The sequence below is a fragment of the Deltaproteobacteria bacterium genome (assembly GCA_019912665.1).
In the GTDB taxonomy this organism is placed as follows: domain Bacteria; phylum Desulfobacterota; class GWC2-55-46; order GWC2-55-46; family GWC2-55-46; genus UBA5799.
The window spans coordinates 71701-87463 of the sequence record JAIOIE010000022.1; the positions used below are offsets into that span (position 1 = coordinate 71701).

16 protein-coding genes and 1 tRNA gene are annotated in these 15763 nt (G+C 55.8%); 9 read left to right on the forward strand and 8 right to left on the reverse strand.

What is annotated here, in order from left to right:
• Position 1 precedes the first annotated feature (1 nt).
• From K8I01_11880 to mnmG, 6 genes are all read right to left on the reverse strand, one after another.
• Positions 2 to 1435: a glycosyltransferase family 39 protein gene (locus K8I01_11880; protein ID MBZ0221117.1), complete on the reverse strand. Its 1434-nt coding sequence runs from the start codon at positions 1433 to 1435 to the stop codon at positions 2 to 4.
• A 9-nt stretch (positions 1436 to 1444) separates the two neighbouring features.
• Entirely contained in the window at positions 1445 to 1903 is a 459-nt protein-coding gene (locus K8I01_11885) for a polymer-forming cytoskeletal protein (GenBank protein MBZ0221118.1), read from the reverse strand.
• Between the two features lie 111 nt (positions 1904 to 2014).
• Positions 2015 to 2884: a ParB/RepB/Spo0J family partition protein gene (locus K8I01_11890; protein ID MBZ0221119.1), complete on the reverse strand. Its 870-nt coding sequence runs from the start codon at positions 2882 to 2884 to the stop codon at positions 2015 to 2017.
• 20 nt (positions 2885 to 2904) lie between these two features.
• Positions 2905 to 3693, reverse strand: coding sequence for an AAA family ATPase (locus K8I01_11895; protein ID MBZ0221120.1), 789 nt, complete (start codon positions 3691 to 3693; stop codon positions 2905 to 2907).
• A 128-nt stretch (positions 3694 to 3821) separates the two neighbouring features.
• Positions 3822 to 4487, reverse strand: coding sequence for a 16S rRNA (guanine(527)-N(7))-methyltransferase RsmG (gene rsmG / locus K8I01_11900; protein MBZ0221121.1), 666 nt, complete (start codon positions 4485 to 4487; stop codon positions 3822 to 3824).
• Between the two features lie 34 nt (positions 4488 to 4521).
• Positions 4522 to 6402 carry a tRNA uridine-5-carboxymethylaminomethyl(34) synthesis enzyme MnmG gene (mnmG, locus tag K8I01_11905; protein MBZ0221122.1) on the reverse strand — a complete coding sequence of 627 codons (1881 nt, stop codon included), beginning with the start codon at positions 6400 to 6402 and terminating at the stop codon, positions 4522 to 4524.
• Positions 6403 to 6928: 526 nt separating this feature from the next.
• On the opposite strand from mnmG, the gene K8I01_11910 reads away from it, so the two are divergent.
• Both K8I01_11910 and K8I01_11915 read left to right on the forward strand, forming a co-directional pair.
• A complete protein-coding gene (locus K8I01_11910) occupies positions 6929 to 7408 on the forward strand; it encodes a TraR/DksA family transcriptional regulator (GenBank protein MBZ0221123.1) in 480 nt (159 codons plus the stop codon).
• 137 nt (positions 7409 to 7545) lie between these two features.
• Positions 7546 to 8556 (forward strand): FAD:protein FMN transferase, encoded by a 1011-nt coding sequence (locus K8I01_11915; protein MBZ0221124.1) that lies wholly within the window; start codon positions 7546 to 7548, stop codon positions 8554 to 8556.
• Positions 8557 to 8570: 14 nt separating this feature from the next.
• Here K8I01_11915 and mltG read toward each other — a convergent pair whose 3' ends face one another.
• Positions 8571 to 9611, reverse strand: a complete 1041-nt coding sequence (gene mltG, locus K8I01_11920; protein ID MBZ0221125.1) for an endolytic transglycosylase MltG — start codon at positions 9609 to 9611, stop codon at positions 8571 to 8573.
• Between the two features lie 29 nt (positions 9612 to 9640).
• A complete protein-coding gene (ruvX, locus tag K8I01_11925) occupies positions 9641 to 10060 on the reverse strand; it encodes a Holliday junction resolvase RuvX (protein MBZ0221126.1) in 420 nt (139 codons plus the stop codon).
• Positions 10061 to 10164: 104 nt separating this feature from the next.
• Here ruvX and K8I01_11930 point away from each other — a divergent pair.
• The 7 genes from K8I01_11930 to K8I01_11960 all read left to right on the forward strand — a co-directional run bounded on the left by K8I01_11930 (position 10165) and on the right by K8I01_11960 (position 15720).
• Positions 10165 to 10239, forward strand: a tRNA-Val gene (locus tag K8I01_11930).
• Positions 10240 to 10546: 307 nt separating this feature from the next.
• Positions 10547 to 11029 carry a helix-turn-helix domain containing protein gene (locus K8I01_11935; protein MBZ0221127.1) on the forward strand — a complete coding sequence of 161 codons (483 nt, stop codon included), beginning with the start codon at positions 10547 to 10549 and terminating at the stop codon, positions 11027 to 11029.
• 125 nt (positions 11030 to 11154) lie between these two features.
• A complete protein-coding gene (locus tag K8I01_11940; protein ID MBZ0221128.1) occupies positions 11155 to 11772 on the forward strand; it encodes a chorismate pyruvate-lyase family protein in 618 nt (205 codons plus the stop codon).
• 2 nt (positions 11773 to 11774) lie between these two features.
• On the forward strand, positions 11775 to 12653 hold the full coding sequence (ubiA, locus tag K8I01_11945) for a 4-hydroxybenzoate octaprenyltransferase (protein MBZ0221129.1): 879 nt from the start codon (positions 11775 to 11777) through the stop codon (positions 12651 to 12653).
• Positions 12654 to 12661: 8 nt separating this feature from the next.
• Positions 12662 to 14113 carry a UbiD family decarboxylase gene (locus K8I01_11950; GenBank protein MBZ0221130.1) on the forward strand — a complete coding sequence of 484 codons (1452 nt, stop codon included), beginning with the start codon at positions 12662 to 12664 and terminating at the stop codon, positions 14111 to 14113.
• Positions 14114 to 14115: 2 nt separating this feature from the next.
• Entirely contained in the window at positions 14116 to 14799 is a 684-nt protein-coding gene (ubiG, locus tag K8I01_11955) for a bifunctional 2-polyprenyl-6-hydroxyphenol methylase/3-demethylubiquinol 3-O-methyltransferase UbiG (GenBank protein MBZ0221131.1), read from the forward strand.
• Between the two features lie 12 nt (positions 14800 to 14811).
• The gene (locus K8I01_11960) at positions 14812 to 15720 is read left to right on the forward strand and encodes a M23 family metallopeptidase (GenBank protein MBZ0221132.1); all 909 of its coding nucleotides are present in this window, start codon (positions 14812 to 14814) and stop codon (positions 15718 to 15720) included.
• Positions 15721 to 15763: the final 43 nt, after the last annotated feature.

The window sequence follows — 15763 nt, forward strand, 5'->3', positions numbered from 1 at the left end:
CCTATTCAGGCCTGATATAGATTTCAACCGTCTTTCCGTTCCTGGCAAAGGCCCCGGCGGACACCAGCCCTTCGCGCTCTGCAATCTCCTTGAGTCCGGTCCTCGAATCGATGCTCTGGGGAGTATAGGCGATTACGTCATAATCATCCGGGCCAGTTCTGTCAACCGACTCGAATAGGACGACCTGAAGGGGATTACCGACATACCCCAGGTACGGCCTCGTCAGCGCGTGATAGAGGGGCCAGTTCGTAAGGACCCTCTTTCCGGGGTAGTTCTCTTCAAGAAAAGTGCTCGCCTCCTTGTGGACCCTGACTATATCAGTGTATTGCAGGTCTACCTCGCAGCTAAGGCACCCTTCATCGCGCCCGTGTATCCTCGTTATGAAGAGCACGATTATAAGCGCCGTCGCTAAAGCTGCCACGGCCCTTGTCCTTGCGAGCATCACGATTGAGGCTGCCGCCATTATCGCGAAATATGGGAGGACCGGCAATATGTACCTGCCTATATAATATACGAAAGTATACGCGCCGATAAAGGACGCAAAAAGAAACGCGAACAGGAGATGCTCCCTTCGGAACGCGCGAGACCTGTTCACCGCGAAATTAAGGAGTATGATGGCGAAGAGGACTACCCTGTATTGCATGTAAAATGCGAAGTAGACGACGTTCTTGAAATTCCTCACCGCCTCGTTGATGCCGAACTCGGCGAAGCTGTTGTGGGTGAAATACGGGTTCGGGAGGAAGTACCCTGTTGCGGCCTTCTGTGCCGCAAAGAATATGGCAAATGGGACGACAGGTGCACAGTATCTTACCATCGCCTTGATATTCCTGGTGGACGAATCGGATATAAGGAGGTACGCGATTATGCTCGCGACTATCGCCATCGCGCTCTCTTTGGTAAGGAGGAGGATGGTCGCGAAGACTATATAGGGAAGATAGTTCTTCCGGAGAGCGTAATAGACCGTGGCAACACCCAGTGAAGTGACGACGATGTCTCCGGTCACTATCCCGGCTTGGGCAAAATACATCGGAAAAAGAAAAAGGAAGATGGCCGCGATTGCCCCGACAGCCCGGCCGTGAAGGAGCTTCCCAAGTAGAAAAGTATACCAGAGCCCGAGGGCGGCTATCGCCAGGATGAAAACATGCGCAGTTATCTGATATGCTCCGAAGGTCTTGAAAAGTGCGGCGAGAGAGAGATAGAGCGCGAAAGGGTGGCCGAAGAAGGTCTCCGGGGGGTGTAAGCCCGGAAGGGCGCGAATGAGACCAGCCTGAGAGAGCCAGTGGGCAGGAGAGATATAGGCCCCGAGCTCGTCCCAGTGGAACGGGAGGTCGATGGTGTTGAATTTCGCGGCAAAAACGATGGCCGCGATAGCAAGCAGGGCCCACAAGTCCTTTTTATCGATAGCGCCGGACCCTGCCTGGCATTCAGTTTTCATCAGAACTCCTTACGAGGACGGCCCGGCCCAGCCTCCTACTATGGTCGCCTCCTGAGGTACCTCGCCGTACTCGACCGTCTCCCGCGCAGTGCCGTCTTTTTTTAACATGGTGCAGGTGCCGTCAAAGACAACGCCTTCCTCTATGATGAGGGTCGGGGTCTTTATCTCTCCGGTCATATTGCCCGGGGACTTGAGCTCCACCCTCTGGGCCGCCTCTATTCTGCCCTTGACCGTCCCGGAGATGACTGCGGTGCCGACCCTTATATCCCCTTCGATATGGGCGCCCTCTCCCACCACGAGCGCGCCCGAGGGGGCCGAGATATCGCCCTTGAAGCTCCCGTCGACCCTCATCGTCTCCTCAAAGGAGAGCCTCCCTTCCATGGCAACGCCTTTGCCGATGAAGCCGGTGATATCGCCCGCGACAGCGGTCTTATTCTTCTCGTTCCTGTCCTTTTCCTTTCGGAACATGAGGGACCTCCTTATTACATGCTGGGCCGGTTTGCCGCAGTCCTGGCAAACGGGCTCTTTCGGGGTTTGTTATAAGGGGTGCCGGAAAGGAAGGCAAGGACCCGAGTCACATCAGCCGCCGACCGAGCGGAGAAGGTCAAGTATTCTCTCCCTTTCGTCGGCGGAGAAATAGCTTATCTCTATCTTCCCCTTACCCTTCGTGTCCTTGAGCGCCACCCTGGTGCCGAATATCCCCCGGAGCTCGTCTTCGAGCTCCGTATTCCCGCTCCCGCCGTTCTTTACGGGCCTTCCGGCCCTCTCCTTTTTCGGTGCTGATGAAAGCGCCTCAGCCTCGCGGACGGAAAGCCCCTTCGTGATTATCTGTCTGCAGAGCTCGGCCTGCGCCGCGTGGCTTTCAAGCGAAAGGAGCGCCCTCGCGTGCCCCATGGTGATATTGCCCTTTACTATCTCTTCCCTCACCTCGTGCGGTAGCTTAAGTAGCCGGAGGTAGTTTGCGACTGTCGCCCTGTCCTTGCCGACTTTCTTTGCGACCTCCTCCTGCGAAAGGCCGAAGCCCATGAGGCTCCTGTACGACTCGGCCTCCTCTACGGGGTTAAGCCCCTCCCTCTGTATGTTCTCTATTATCGCGAGCTCAAGGCTCTCCTCGTCCCCGGCCTCGACAATGACCACCGGCAGCTCGTTAAGGCCCGCGATCCGCGCGGCCCGCCACCTCCTCTCACCGGCTATGAGCTCGTAGCCCTCAAGGGCCCTCCTTACTACAAGGGGCTCTATTATCCCCTTCTCCCTTATGGAGTCGGCCAGCTCATTGAGCGCCGCCTCATCAAAGTGCTTTCTCGGCTGGGATTTGTTCGGGCTTATGTCAGTTGAGAGACATATCCGGAACCTCTCGTTACCGGTTATGGCGGGCGCGGGCCTCTCCGATGAGGAAGCCTCGCCTATGAGGGCGCCAAGCCCTCTTCCAAGGACCTTTTTCTTATTCAGCATACGGGCCTCTTATTAAGCTAAGTGCTTGATTTTATTGGTGAATCTACGCCAGCGCCAAGGACCAGCTCCTTTACGAGCTCCATATAGCTGACCGCGCCCTTGGACTGGATGTCATAGAGTATCACTGGCTTTCCGAAAGAGGGACTCTCAGAGAGCCTCACGTTCCTGGGTATGACGGTCTTGAAGGCCTTGGCTCCGAAGTGGGTCCTTATCTCCTCCTCCACCTGGTGCGTAAGGTTGTTCCGCGCGTCGAACATGGTAAGGAGTACGCCCTCTATCTGGAGGCCGGGATTGAGCTTGGCCTTTATGAGGTCTATGGTGCGGGATATATCGCTTATGCCCTCAAGGGCGTAATATTCGCATTGGAGGGGTATGAGGACCGAATCAGCCGCCACGAGCGCGTTGACCGTAAGAAGGCTCAGGGACGGCGGACAGTCTATTATTATGTAATCGAAGAGGTCTTTTACGGTCTTTATCGTGTCCCTCAGCCTGTACTCGCGAGCCTGGTCGTCTATAAGCTCTATCTCTGCGCCGGTAAGGTCTATGGAGGAAGGCACTATCTTGAGATACCTGAGCTCGGTATCCTTGATGAGGGACTTGAGATCCGCCTCACCTATCATGGCGTTATAGATGCCCTTGGAGCCCCTTTTGTCGAGCCCCAGGCCGCTCGTCGCGTTCCCCTGCGGGTCGAAATCTATGAGCAGCACCTTTTTTTCGGCAACGGCAAGGGTCGCGGAAAGATTTACGGAAGTAGTGGTCTTCCCTACCCCTCCCTTCTGGTTCGCTATGGCTATAACTTTTCCCAAATGGACCCCTTCGAGATTCAGAGATGAGTTTAAAACATCGGGCCGGGTGATTTCAAGGGAAAAGAGCTCTGATGTTCCACGTGGAACATCTTTCGCGGCATTAAGGGCGATTGTTCCACGTGGAACATTTAAAGCTTTCGTAAAACGACCAGGTTTGTAATTCGATTTGAGAACGGGACTGCCGCCTCAAAGACCTCGGGCCGGGTAAACCCGCTTATCTTCCAGCTCATCTTAATAATAGCCCCGAGCTCGTCCTGGACAGCAGGCCCCTTCATTGCCAGGAGCATACCGCCGGGCTTTAAATAAGGGAAGGCCAGGGCTGAAAAGGCCGCCAGCTCCGCGAACGCACGCGATATGACGCAGTCGAATGAGCCCGCGAACCTTGTTTTCAGCTCATTTGCTTCAGCCCTGCCATGGATGGCTTCTATGCCCTTTAGCCCCAAAGTCCTTATCATGTGGCGCATGAAGCTCACTTTTTTAAGGACTGAATCGAGGAGGGTCACCTGAAGGTCCGGTTTGGCTATTTTAAGTGGGATACCGGGAAAGCCCGCACCTGCGCCCATATCGAGCACAGAATTCACTCCCGCGAGAAAGCGCGCGGGCGTGAGGGAATCGAGGAAGTGTTTTACAAGTATATCCCTATCCTCTTCTATGGAGGTGAGGTTTATTCTCCGGTTCCAGGACTTGAGCTCACGGAGATAGGCAAGGAATGCCCCTCCTTGCGCCTCGCTAAGGTCAATACCCAGCTCTAGCGCCCCCTTTTTAATGAATTCGAGCTTTTCCCTGTCGTCCATGGTTAAAGGTCCCGAAGATGTTCCACGTGGAACATCATTTGTATGCACCTATTTTTTTTAGATGCACCATCAGCATGGATATGGCGGCCGGGGTCACGCCTGATATCCTGCTCGCCTGCCCTATTGAAGAGGGCCTGGTCTTCTCGAGCTTCTCCCGTATCTCGGCAGAGAGGCCGGGGACGCCCTCATATGAAAGCTCCGGTATCCTTATCCCCTCCATCTTCCTGAACCTCCCTGCCTCCTCTACCTGCCTTTTTATATAGCCCTCGTACTTGGTCTCGATCTCCACGGCTTCGGCAACCTCATCAGATACCGGGAATTCGCTCCCGAAAAGCTTGAGGACATGCCTTAGGCTCATGCCGGGTCTCCGAAGGAGTTCTCTAAGGGTAACGGATTTCTGGAGCTCGCCGCCTCCGAGTGCCTTAAGCGCCTCCCTGGCCTCTTTGGTCGGATTAAACCGGGATGAGTCCAAAAATGCGCTTAACTCCTTGATTTTCCTCTTCTTTTCGAGAAGGCCACCATATGCCTCAGTAGTAACGAGCCCGGCTTGAAACCCCTTTTCCCGAAGGCGGAGGTCAGCGTTATCCTCACGGAGAAGGAGGCGGTATTCTGCCCTGGAGGTGAACATCCGGTAAGGTTCTTTCGTGCCTCTTGTAACGAGGTCGTCTAACATGACCCCTATGTAAGCATCTGCCCTGTCGAGTATGAGCGCGGGCTTGCCCCTAAGCTTCAGCGAGGCGTTTATCCCGGCCATAAGCCCCTGCGCTGCCGCCTCCTCATAACCCGAGGTCCCGTTTATCTGGCCGGCAAAAAAGAGCCCCTCTATCGACTTCGCCTCAAGCGATAGCTTAAGCTGGGTCGGCTCAACGTAGTCGTACTCTATCGCGTAGCCGGGCCTCAGTATCTCGGCCTTTTCAAGGCCGGGAATGGTCTTGAGAAAGGCTTTCTGTGCGTCTATCGGAAGGGACGTGGACAGGCCATTCGGGTAGACCTCAACGGTATCATACCCCTCTGGCTCAAGGAAGACCTGATGCCTTATCCGTTCAGGGAACTTTACTACCTTGTCCTCTATCGATGGGCAATATCTTGGGCCTACGCCCTCAATAACCCCACTATATAATGGTGAGCGCCCCAGATTTTCTCTTATTACCCTGTGGGTCTCCTCATTTGTATAGGTTATATGGCATGGGACCTGCCCTCTTGAGAAAAGCGGCGATGAAAAGGAAAAAGGCTTGAATTCAGCCGGAGCCTGAAGCTCCTGCTGTATGGTTTTTGAATAATCGATGCTCCTCTTATCGAGCCTCGGGCAGGTGCCGGTCTTCAACCGTCCGAGCCTGAGGCCCAGGGCCGCAAGAGATCCGGAAATGGAGTTGCTGGCCGGGTCGCCTGCCCTGCCGCCGGGAAAACTATTCATGCCAATATGTATGAGACCATTAAGGAACGTGCCGGTTGTGACTATGACCGCGCCCGCATTGAGCTCTTCCCCGGTAGAGAGGCGCACTCCTTTGATTGAAAGCGAGCCGCCAGGGCCGGGTCCGGTGAGAACGGCGTCTGCCACGCCTTCCCTCAGGTGGAGGTTGGGAGTTCCCTCCAGGGCCTTTTTCATCCGCTGCCGGTAAAGGGCCCTGTCAGCCTGCGCCCTGGTGGCCCGTACGGCCGGCCCCTTGCTGTCGTTAAGGGTCCTCATCTGAATGGCGGTATCGTCGATGGCCCTGGCCATCTCGCCGCCGAGCGCGTCTATTTCCTTGACCAGGTGCCCTTTGGCAATGCCGCCTATGGCCGGGTTGCAGGACATCTGGCCTATGGTATCCAGGTTAATCGTAAGGACGAGCGTAGAAAGCCCTGTCCTTGCAGCCGCAAGCGCGGCCTCGCACCCGGCGTGCCCTGCCCCGATTACTATGACATCGAAGACCATTTCAGTGATTTGATAACATTCTGGATTTTATCAGGCAACATCAGAAAATAGAGATTTTTCACACTTTCCCGGAAGGCTGGGAATAAAAAGCGGAGCATATATGGATAATATGTGAGCATTTTTATTCCCGTAACTACGCAGAGTCCGGGGAAAAGATCATTTTTTAGAGGTTGCTATCATTCTATATTAGCGATGAAATGGGTGTCAATCCCTATTAGCCCAAACGGGCTTTGATGGGGCCCTCGTTTTTGGTATAATTATTTATTCCCCCATAAGCTTCGGCCAGCCTGATTCAGTAGCCGCGCTAAACGGGGGCTTTTGAGTTTCCACGCGTGATTCAGCTACAATGGAGCGAGCCCAAATTCCATTGACAACATTTTAAAAAACTGTATACTTCCAACTTATGCCAAAAACAGCCGAAAAAACCAAAAAAGCCGTGAAACCAGTGAAAAAAGGGGCGCCGCTGGCCGGGGCTCCTAAAGCTTCCGGTAAGGCTTCCTCGAAATCACCAAAGGAAGAGAAACAAATGGCAAAAAGGACCAGCAGCAACACAGCAAAAAAAGAAACTAAGCCGAAGGCAGGCAAGGTGCCGTTCAAGAAGGAGATATCCCAGAAGCTCCTGGATGCAAAGAATAAAATTCTTCAGGAGGTCTCCCAGAAGGTCAGGAGCGAGAGTAACGTCCTCAAGTATGAGATAGGGGACATATACGACATAGCCAGCAATGAGCGTGAACGGGAGCTCGCCCTCATGCTCGGCGACCGCGACAGGGAGAAGCTCTCGGAAATTGAGGACGCCCTTGAGCGCCTCCGCGACAACAGCTACGGAGTCTGCGAGGAGTGCGGCGAGCCTGTGGCCGAGGAGAGGCTCCGTGCCCTTCCTGCAACAAGGGTGTGCGTCGAGTGCATGTCCAAGATGGAAAAGGAGCAGAAGATTCGGGGGAGGTTCGAGGAGGAGACCGGCCTCGGTATACTCGAAAGGACCGAGACCGAGGAAGAGGAGTTTTAGTCCTCCTGATCGGGAAAGTACGGCGGGGCTAGATGGCTCGCCCAGCCCGTTCTACCTGCCTCAAGCTGTCACTCTAAAGCCGGGCCTTAAGGCCCGGCTTTTTATTTTAAGGATAAGAACCTTGAAGGATTTGGGTTATGGATAGAAGGGGTCTTTGGAAGTACGCTATTGTCGCTCTTTCGGTATTCCTGCTCCTTGCGTTATCGAACCTCCTCATATGGAGGCAAAGGCCTGAGACCGCCAACTACGCGAGGCCCGCGATGGGCACGATCGTCGAAATAACTCTCATGGAAGGCGAACGGGAGCATTTCGACGAGGCTGCCGATGCCGCCTTCCGGGACATAGAAAGGCTCGAAGCCCTTTTAAGCTCCTACAGGCCGGATAGCGATATATCGAGAATAAACCGGAATGCCGGGAAAGGCGCTCTTAATGTGTCGCCCGATACATTCGAGGTCACGAAAGAGGCCCTGAGGGTAGCGGAACTTACGAAAGGCGCATTCGACCCCACTGTCGGCTCACTTGCGGAGGTCTGGGGCCCTTCAGGCGAAAAAGGTGTTCTTCCTTCGAAAGAGGAGGTCGAAAGGCTCCTTAAGCTTGTGGACTACAGGGGCGTGATTCTCGATGAAAAAGGGCCGAGCATAGCCCTTGCACGTGAAGGCATGTCCCTTAACCTCGGCGGGGTGGCGAAGGGGTATATAACAGGAAAGGCGGCGGAAGCACTTAAGGCAAGGGGTGTCACAAGGGGGATTGTGCGCTCTGGCGGCGACATGGTCGTCTTCCAGGACAACGGCAAACCCTTTACTATAGGTATAAAGCACCCGAGAAAAGAGGGCCTCCTCGGGGAGTTATATATAGAGAACGGTACCGCGCCCACGTCAGGAGACTATGAGCGGTTCTTCGAGAAGGACGGCGTGAGGTACCATCACATACTCGACCCCAGGACCGGCTTCCCGGCAAGGGGCACGCAGGCAGTTACGCTCGCGGCCAAGAACCCGACCACAGCCGACGCGCTCGCGACCGGGGTCTTCGTCATGGGGCCGAAAAAGGGCATGGAGCTCATCGAGAGTCTAGAAGGCGTCGAGGGCCTTATAGTAGACGAGGAAGGGACTGTAACGACCTCGAGCGGCTTCAAGGGGAGGATTTACTGAGGCATTCATTTGCCTCAATCCTGAGCGACAGTTTTCTCTTTCTCTCCGGCCCTCGCTGAGACCTTTACCCGTCTCTGGAACTCGTCCACTGCCCTGTTGTGCTCAACAAGTGTCCTTGAAAACTGATGCGTGCCGTCGTTTTTCGAGACGAAGTAGAGGTAGTCGGTTTTGGCGGGCCTGAGCGCGGCGGCTATCGATTCCCTGCCAGGACTCGCAATTGGGCCGGGGGGGAGGCCGTAGTTCACGTAGGTGTTGTATGGCGACTTCATCGAGAGATGGCTTTTCCTGATCCTGCCGTCAAAGCCGGGTATGGAATAGATGACCGTAGGGTCGCTCTGCAGCTTTATCCCCTGCCTGAGCCTGTTATGGAATACGCCCGCTATGAGGTCCCGCTCGAACGGCGCGCCGGTCTCCTTCTCGATTATCGATGCGAGGGTCACTGCCTTCCTCATGGACATGCCCTGCATTCTGGCCTCGTCCTCGAACTCGGAGTAGACCTTCTTGAATTTCGAGACCATCCTTGAAATTATCTCTTCGGCGCTCAGTCCTTTTGTGAACTCATAGGTGTCCGGGAAAAGGTAGCCTTCGAGGGTCGGGCCCTCGACGCCGAGTGAGGCCGCAAGCTCCGGGTCAGTCGCCCTTGCAATGAAGAGCTCGGCCTCGACAAGGCCGGCGGCATCGAGCGCCGCCGCCATCTCCTTGATGTTGTAGCCTTCCGGGAGAGTCACTGAGTATCTCTTTATGCGCCCCTTGACGAGCGCATCGAGCACCTCAAAGGGGGTCATGTCGGTGGTGAACTCGTACTCCCCTGCCTTTACCTTCTTGTACGCGCCGAGGATGCGCGCGGCGAACCCCAGGGTATCCGCGTCGCGGACGACCCCCTCGCGCTCGAGCGTTTCGGCAATGAGCCTGAAGCTCATGCCTCTCCCGATATGCACCGTTTTGACGACCCGCTCACTCGAGGGCGGGGTCAGGAAGGTCACATAAAAATGCGTGACGGCCAGAAGGACGCCTGCCGCCAGGATTATTGAAATTTTTTCTATCTTTTTCCGCATGATTTTCTATTTGGACAAAAGCTATGGCCTTACCCAGCTTTTTTTAAGCTGTCCAGGTATCCTTGAAGGATGTAGGCGGCCGCGAGCTTATCGACCACCTCTTTCCTTTTCTCCCTCCGCACGTCGCTCTCGATTAATAGCCTCTCTACCGCAACCGTAGATAGCCTCTCGTCCCAGGTCTTTACGGGTATATCGGTCCGTTCCTTTAGCTTCTCAAGGAATTTCAGGACGAATCCGGTCTGGGCGCTGTGGCTGCCATCCATGTTTAGGGGCAGGCCCGCAACGATGGTGGTTACCGAGTGCTCGGCTGAGAGGCCCAGCACCTCTTCGAGGTCCTTCGTTAAAGTGGTCCTCTTTATCGTGGTTACCGGCTGCGCGGTAAGGCCCGCGGGGTCACTGAGCGCAATCCCGATGGTCTTTTTGCCTATGTCGAGCCCCATTATCCTCATAATCCATTGTACACGAGAAATATACCCCCTGAAGACTGGTCTCTTCAAGGTAATTCTTGACTGCCGCCCTGTAATGCCTGTAAAATATATGTTCATTTCGATACGGGCGGTTAACTCAGCGGCAGAGTGCCACCTTCACACGGTGGAAGTCACAGGTTCAAATCCTGTACCGCCCACCATGAATCCCCGGCCCTTCCATCCAGGTTCCGTTCAAAACCGCTCCCTTATAGAGAGCAGCTTGGAACGATTTCAGCCAAATAACGGCTATAGGACGGGTATTGACAGCGCCTTTCAAAAGGTCTATAATTTGTTGAAATATCTGCCTCGTCGCAAAGACAGGTAACACTGGGTGAGTAAGTCCCGCGGCGTAAAAATTCTGCCTCTATACACACCGCTAAGCACAGCGTGAATGCCCGCTCACTCCCTTGAAAGGCTCGGTTCCGGTTTATCCGTCAAAGCACAAAAGCAAACCAAAGGAGAATTCTAATGGGTGTAAGCTATTCTGAAATTATAGAAAGGATGCGCTGGGCCGGGAAGCTCAAGAACGATTCGGCCGTGGCCCGCGTGCTCGGAGTAACGCCCCAGGCGCTTTCCAATTACAAGAAAAGGGGCGAGATGCCGACCGACCTCGTGCTCAGGTTCGCCAACATCTACGGCCTTTCCGTGGACTGGCTCATATCCGGCGAGGGCGAGATGTACAGGCCGGGGAAAGGCGGCGAGTTCGAGAGGAAAGGGTTCATGAGCGCCGCCGAGGAGACTATGATGTACGGGAAGGAGTTCACAAGGGCGCCTGACCTCTCCGCCCTGAGCCCGGACGAGATAATCTATGTGGGAAAGCTTTTGAAGATCCTGCGGAGCCAGAATAAAAGCACCGCGACCGCGATCAAATACAGCGTGGACGCGTTCCTCAAGGCCTCGGAGCTCCCCATCGAGCCTGAGCCGGAAAAAGAAGGCCCCAAAAACCACTGAAACAAACATGCCTGAACCGAAGCCGCATCCGCGTGGGGATGCGGCTTTTTTTTGCCTTTGATGCCCGGTCGGCCCTTAAGGGGCCTTGTTGACCAAAGGCCTCCTATGTGATAATTTCTCACCTTATGGCCAAGGGGTACTCATATTCGCTCCTCAAGGAATGGCTCGGGGCCGAGGAGGCCCGGAACTCGCCTTTCATCGAGGGGCTTTTGCCACATCAAAAGCTCCTCCTTTTTTCAGAGGGCTCGATGACGGTCGAGCTCGAGCTCCTTACCCGGGCCCGGGTCGAGGCTGAGGTGAGGCTCACGGGCGATACCCTCCTCACCCCTGAAGAGGCCTCCTGTCTCCAGGCAGCACCGGGCAGCAAAGCGACTGAAAGGGAGGTCTGGCTAAAGGCGGGCGGCAGAAAGCTCATCTACGCCCGCACGCTCATCCCTTCGAACATGATAGACCCGAAATTATTCGAGGCCCTTTACGGGAGCGGCAAGGGGGCGGGCCAAAACTACTCGGAGCCGCTGGGCAGGGTACTTGCCGAAAACGGCATACTCTTTGGAAAGGAACGGCTCGATATCGGGATCGTGAGAAGCCCGTCGGTTTCCCTTGAGCTTGGCGCACCTGCCGAGACCCCTCTCTTTGCCAGAAGGTACGTCCTTTTCAACGGCAGCGCTGAACGCTGGATAATCAAGGCCGCGGTCGCGGAGATATTCAGCCCCGAGCTTGCGGCCCTGAGCGTAAGGAGCTGAGCATGGGTCTGGGCGCTGTTGCCGCCGCCGAAAAACTACATGCGATCTCGGACCTCATCAGGCTCCCCAGGCAGCAGGGCACTCTCCTTCTCCTCTGGCCCACGATGTGGTCCCTCTTTATCGCCTCGGGCGGAAAGCCGGGGCTTAAGCTCCTTTTGATCTTCATAGCCGGGACATTTCTCATGAGGAGCGCGGGCTGCGCAATAAACGACATCGCGGACAGAAACTTCGACCCGTTCGTCGAAAGGACGAGAAGCAGGCCGCTTGCGAACGGCAGGCTCAAGGTTAAGGAGGCGGCCCTGGTCTCCGCAGCTCTCTCGCTAATCGCCTTCGCGCTGGTTTTGCAGCTCAACAGGCTCACCATACTCCTTTCATTCGCTGGGCTGGCCCTTGCGGGGGCCTACCCCTTTGTTAAGCGCATAAGCCACTTCCCCCAGGTCGTCCTCGGCATGGCCTTCGGCTGGGGCGCTGTCATGGCCTGGAGCGCGGCAAAGGGCGAGGTCGGGGCCGCGGCCCTATTTATATTTCTCGCCAACATATTCTGGTCTACCGCGTATGACACGATCTACGCGCTCATGGACAGGGAGGACGACCTGCGGGTGGGCGTAAAATCCACGGCCATCTTCTTCGGCGAATCCGTCCACAAGGCGCTCTTTATCATGTATATCCTTTTCGCGCTGGCGCTCGGTGCAGGAGCGGCATTGGCAGGACTGGGGGCCGTATTCTTCTCAGGCCTCGCCGTATGCCTCGCGCTCTTTTTGGCTGTAGCGGCTTCTGTAAGGAAGACTGCTACGCGAGAGGGCGCGTTCAGGGGCTTCCAGGCAAACGCGTTCATCGGCGGGCTCATCCTCTTTTTCATAGTTATCGACCTGAACATCTGAGAGGGAAGATGCATTATTACGGTATAAGGGAATTCCTGAGCGAGCTTGAGAAAAAAGGGCTCCTTAAGCGCGTAAAGGCGGAAGTGGACCCGCATCTCGAAGCATCGGCCATAATGGAGAAGCTCGTAAGAGCGGGCGGCCTCGCGGTCGTATTCGAAAAGGTCAAGGGCCATGCCATGCCCATTGTCGGGAACCTCTTCGGCACTGCCGAGAGGGTCGCCCTGGGGCTCGGCGTTACTGAAGAGGAGCTTTCGGAAATAGGAAGCTTCATAGCCGCCCTCCAGAGGCCCCAGCCGCCCGAAGGCCTCTGGGACGCGGTAAAGAAGATACCCTATTTCGGCAAAGTCCTTACCCTCGGGCCAAAGACCGTGAAGCACGGCCCCTGCCAGGAGGTCGTCCTTACTGACGACGCAGACCTCTCGAAGATACCGATAATCAAATGCTGGCCCGGGGACGCGGCTCCCCTCATCACCTGGCCGCTCGTGGTGACGCAGTCGCCGAAAGGCGGGCCCTTCAATGTGGGCGTCTACAGGATGCAATATATCGATCGTAAGCGCGCAATAATGCGGTGGCTCAAGCACCGCGGGGGCGCGACCCACCAGAGGGAGTGGGAAAAAGAAGGACGGCCCATGCCCGTGGCCGTTGCACTAGGCTGCGACCCCGCGACCATCATAGCGGGTGTTACGCCAGTGCCCGAGGATGTGGGCGAGTTCCATTTCGCGGGGGTGCTGCGTAAAAAAGCGATTGAACTCGTGGAGTGCAAGACCGTGCCTTTGAAGGTGCCTGCATCTGCCGAGATAATTCTCGAAGGCGAGATACGCCACGGCGAGCTTGAGATGGAGGGCCCCTTCGGCGACCACACGGGCTACTACAACGCGCCCGAGCCTTTCCCGGTATTTCACTTGAAGGCCGTAACGCACAGGAAAGACCCGCTATATCTTACGACCATTACCGGAAGGCCGCCCAAGGAAGACGCGGTCATAGGCACGGTACTCAACAAACTTTACCTGCCCTCCTTGAAGCTACAGTTCCCGGAGGTCGTGGATTTCAGCCTGCCTATGGAGGCGGTATCGTACAGGATAGCGGTCGTCTCCATCAGAAAGGAATACCCCGGCCACGCACGGAGGATAATGATGGGCCTCTGGGGCGTGCTTAAGCAGTTCATGTATGTTAAGTACATAATCGTCGTTGACGACGACATAGACGTGCACAACTGGGCTGACGTGATATGGGCGATTTCAACAAGGGTGGACCCCAAGAGGGACACCCTCATCATAGAGAACACTCCCATAGACTACCTGGACTTCTCCTCGCCGCTCGACAACCTCGGGAGCAAGATGGGCATTGACGCCACAAGCAAGCGGCCGCCCGAGGTCACCCGCAAATGGGGCGAGAAGATGGAGATGGATAAGAAGATAGAAGAGCTTGTGGATAAGAGGTGGAAGGAGTACGGGTTTTAATTATGACCTCCGAATCCCGGAAATTCGAAAAATTCGGCGCTGACTGGTGGAACCCTGCTGGCAGGCTCTTTTCGCTACACAGGATAAACCCGCTCCGCTTCGGCTACTTCGAGTCGCGCGCGGGCGGGCTTAAAGGAAAGTCCGTCCTCGATATAGGCTGCGGCGGCGGGCTCCTTTCGGAAGAGTTCGCGAAAAAGGGCGCTGTGGTAACGGGCATTGACCTATCGCCCGTCGCAATCGAAGCCGCGAAAGAGCACGCCTCTAAATCGGGCCTCGATATAGACTACAGGGTCGCCTCGCCCGCCGCGCTCGCAAAGGAAGGCCCCTCGTTCGATATCGTCGTCTGCGCCGAGGTCCTCGAGCACGTGGACGACCTCCGGGCCTTTCTAAAAGACTCTCTCTCCATGCTCAAGCCCGGCGGCCTTTTCTTTTTCGGCACAATCAATAAAACCGTCCGGGCGCGCTTCCTCGCCCTTTTCGTGGCCGAGGACCTCTTGGGCATGGTCCCCAGGGGCACGCACGACTATGCCCGGTTTATACGCCCCTCTTTACTTAAAGAGATTCTCGAGGAGAACGGCGTCGAGCTTTCGGAGCTTGTAGGCATGAGCTATGACCCGCTCCGTTTCGAGTTCAGGATTTCCAGGGACACCTCGGTAAATTATCTCGGCTATGCCAGGAAGAGATAGGTAAAGTAGCTGATGCTCCCGGTCGTAATCTCCGTAATCACGCTAATCTCGATCGCGTTCCCGCTCCTCTGCTCAGCATGGCTCTGGAAAGGCAAGTTCACGAGCAGAACCGACTGGGCTACCCGTGCGCTCCTTTCCGCCGCTGTCGTGGTCTTCTTCCTGGTAGCCGGGACATGGGCTTTCGCGAGCGTGTGGCTCAAATACGCGATAGCGCTCCTCTTCGCAATCGCTGTAGTGAAGACGTTTCCCAGGCTCGAGGACCGGACCATATTCGGAAGGAGGGACAGCAGGGGGCGCGCAAGCTACAGGCCGAGAATCATACTGCTCGTAATCTTTCTTACCCTTGATTTCCTTGCCATCAAAGGCAGGTTCATCAAGGACGAGCCGCTCGATCTTTCTTTTCCGCTCAAGGAAGGGAGGTATTACGTCCTGCAGGGCGGGGCAGGCCGTATTGCGAACCCCTTCCATTCCTCGGCCGCGGACCGCTACGCCCTCGACATAGTCAAGCTCAACATGCTCGGGAACAGGGCATCGGGCTTTTTCCCTTCGGAGCTTTACCTTCATAAGATATACGGGGAGGTCGTCTACAGCCCCTGTTCAGGCAGTGTGGCCAAGGTGAAGGACGGCCTGCCCGACAACCCGCCGCGCTCGCCAGACACGGAAAACCCGGCCGGAAACCATATAGTCATCGAGTGCGGGGATGCCCTGGTGCTCATGGCGCACCTCCTGCAAGGGAGCATCACCGTGAAAGAGAAGCAATCGGTGAAAGAAAACCAGGTAATAGCCCGGGTGGGCAATTCGGGCAACTCATTCGAGCCTCACCTCCACATAAGCGCAACACTTAAGGACGAGCCGGAAAAAGCCCTCCCCCTCACCTTTAATGAAAGATTCCTTGCGATGAACCGGTCGTTCAGGAACTGAACCTTTCCCTCCCCTAATCCATTTTTCATCCGGCAACTTGAGG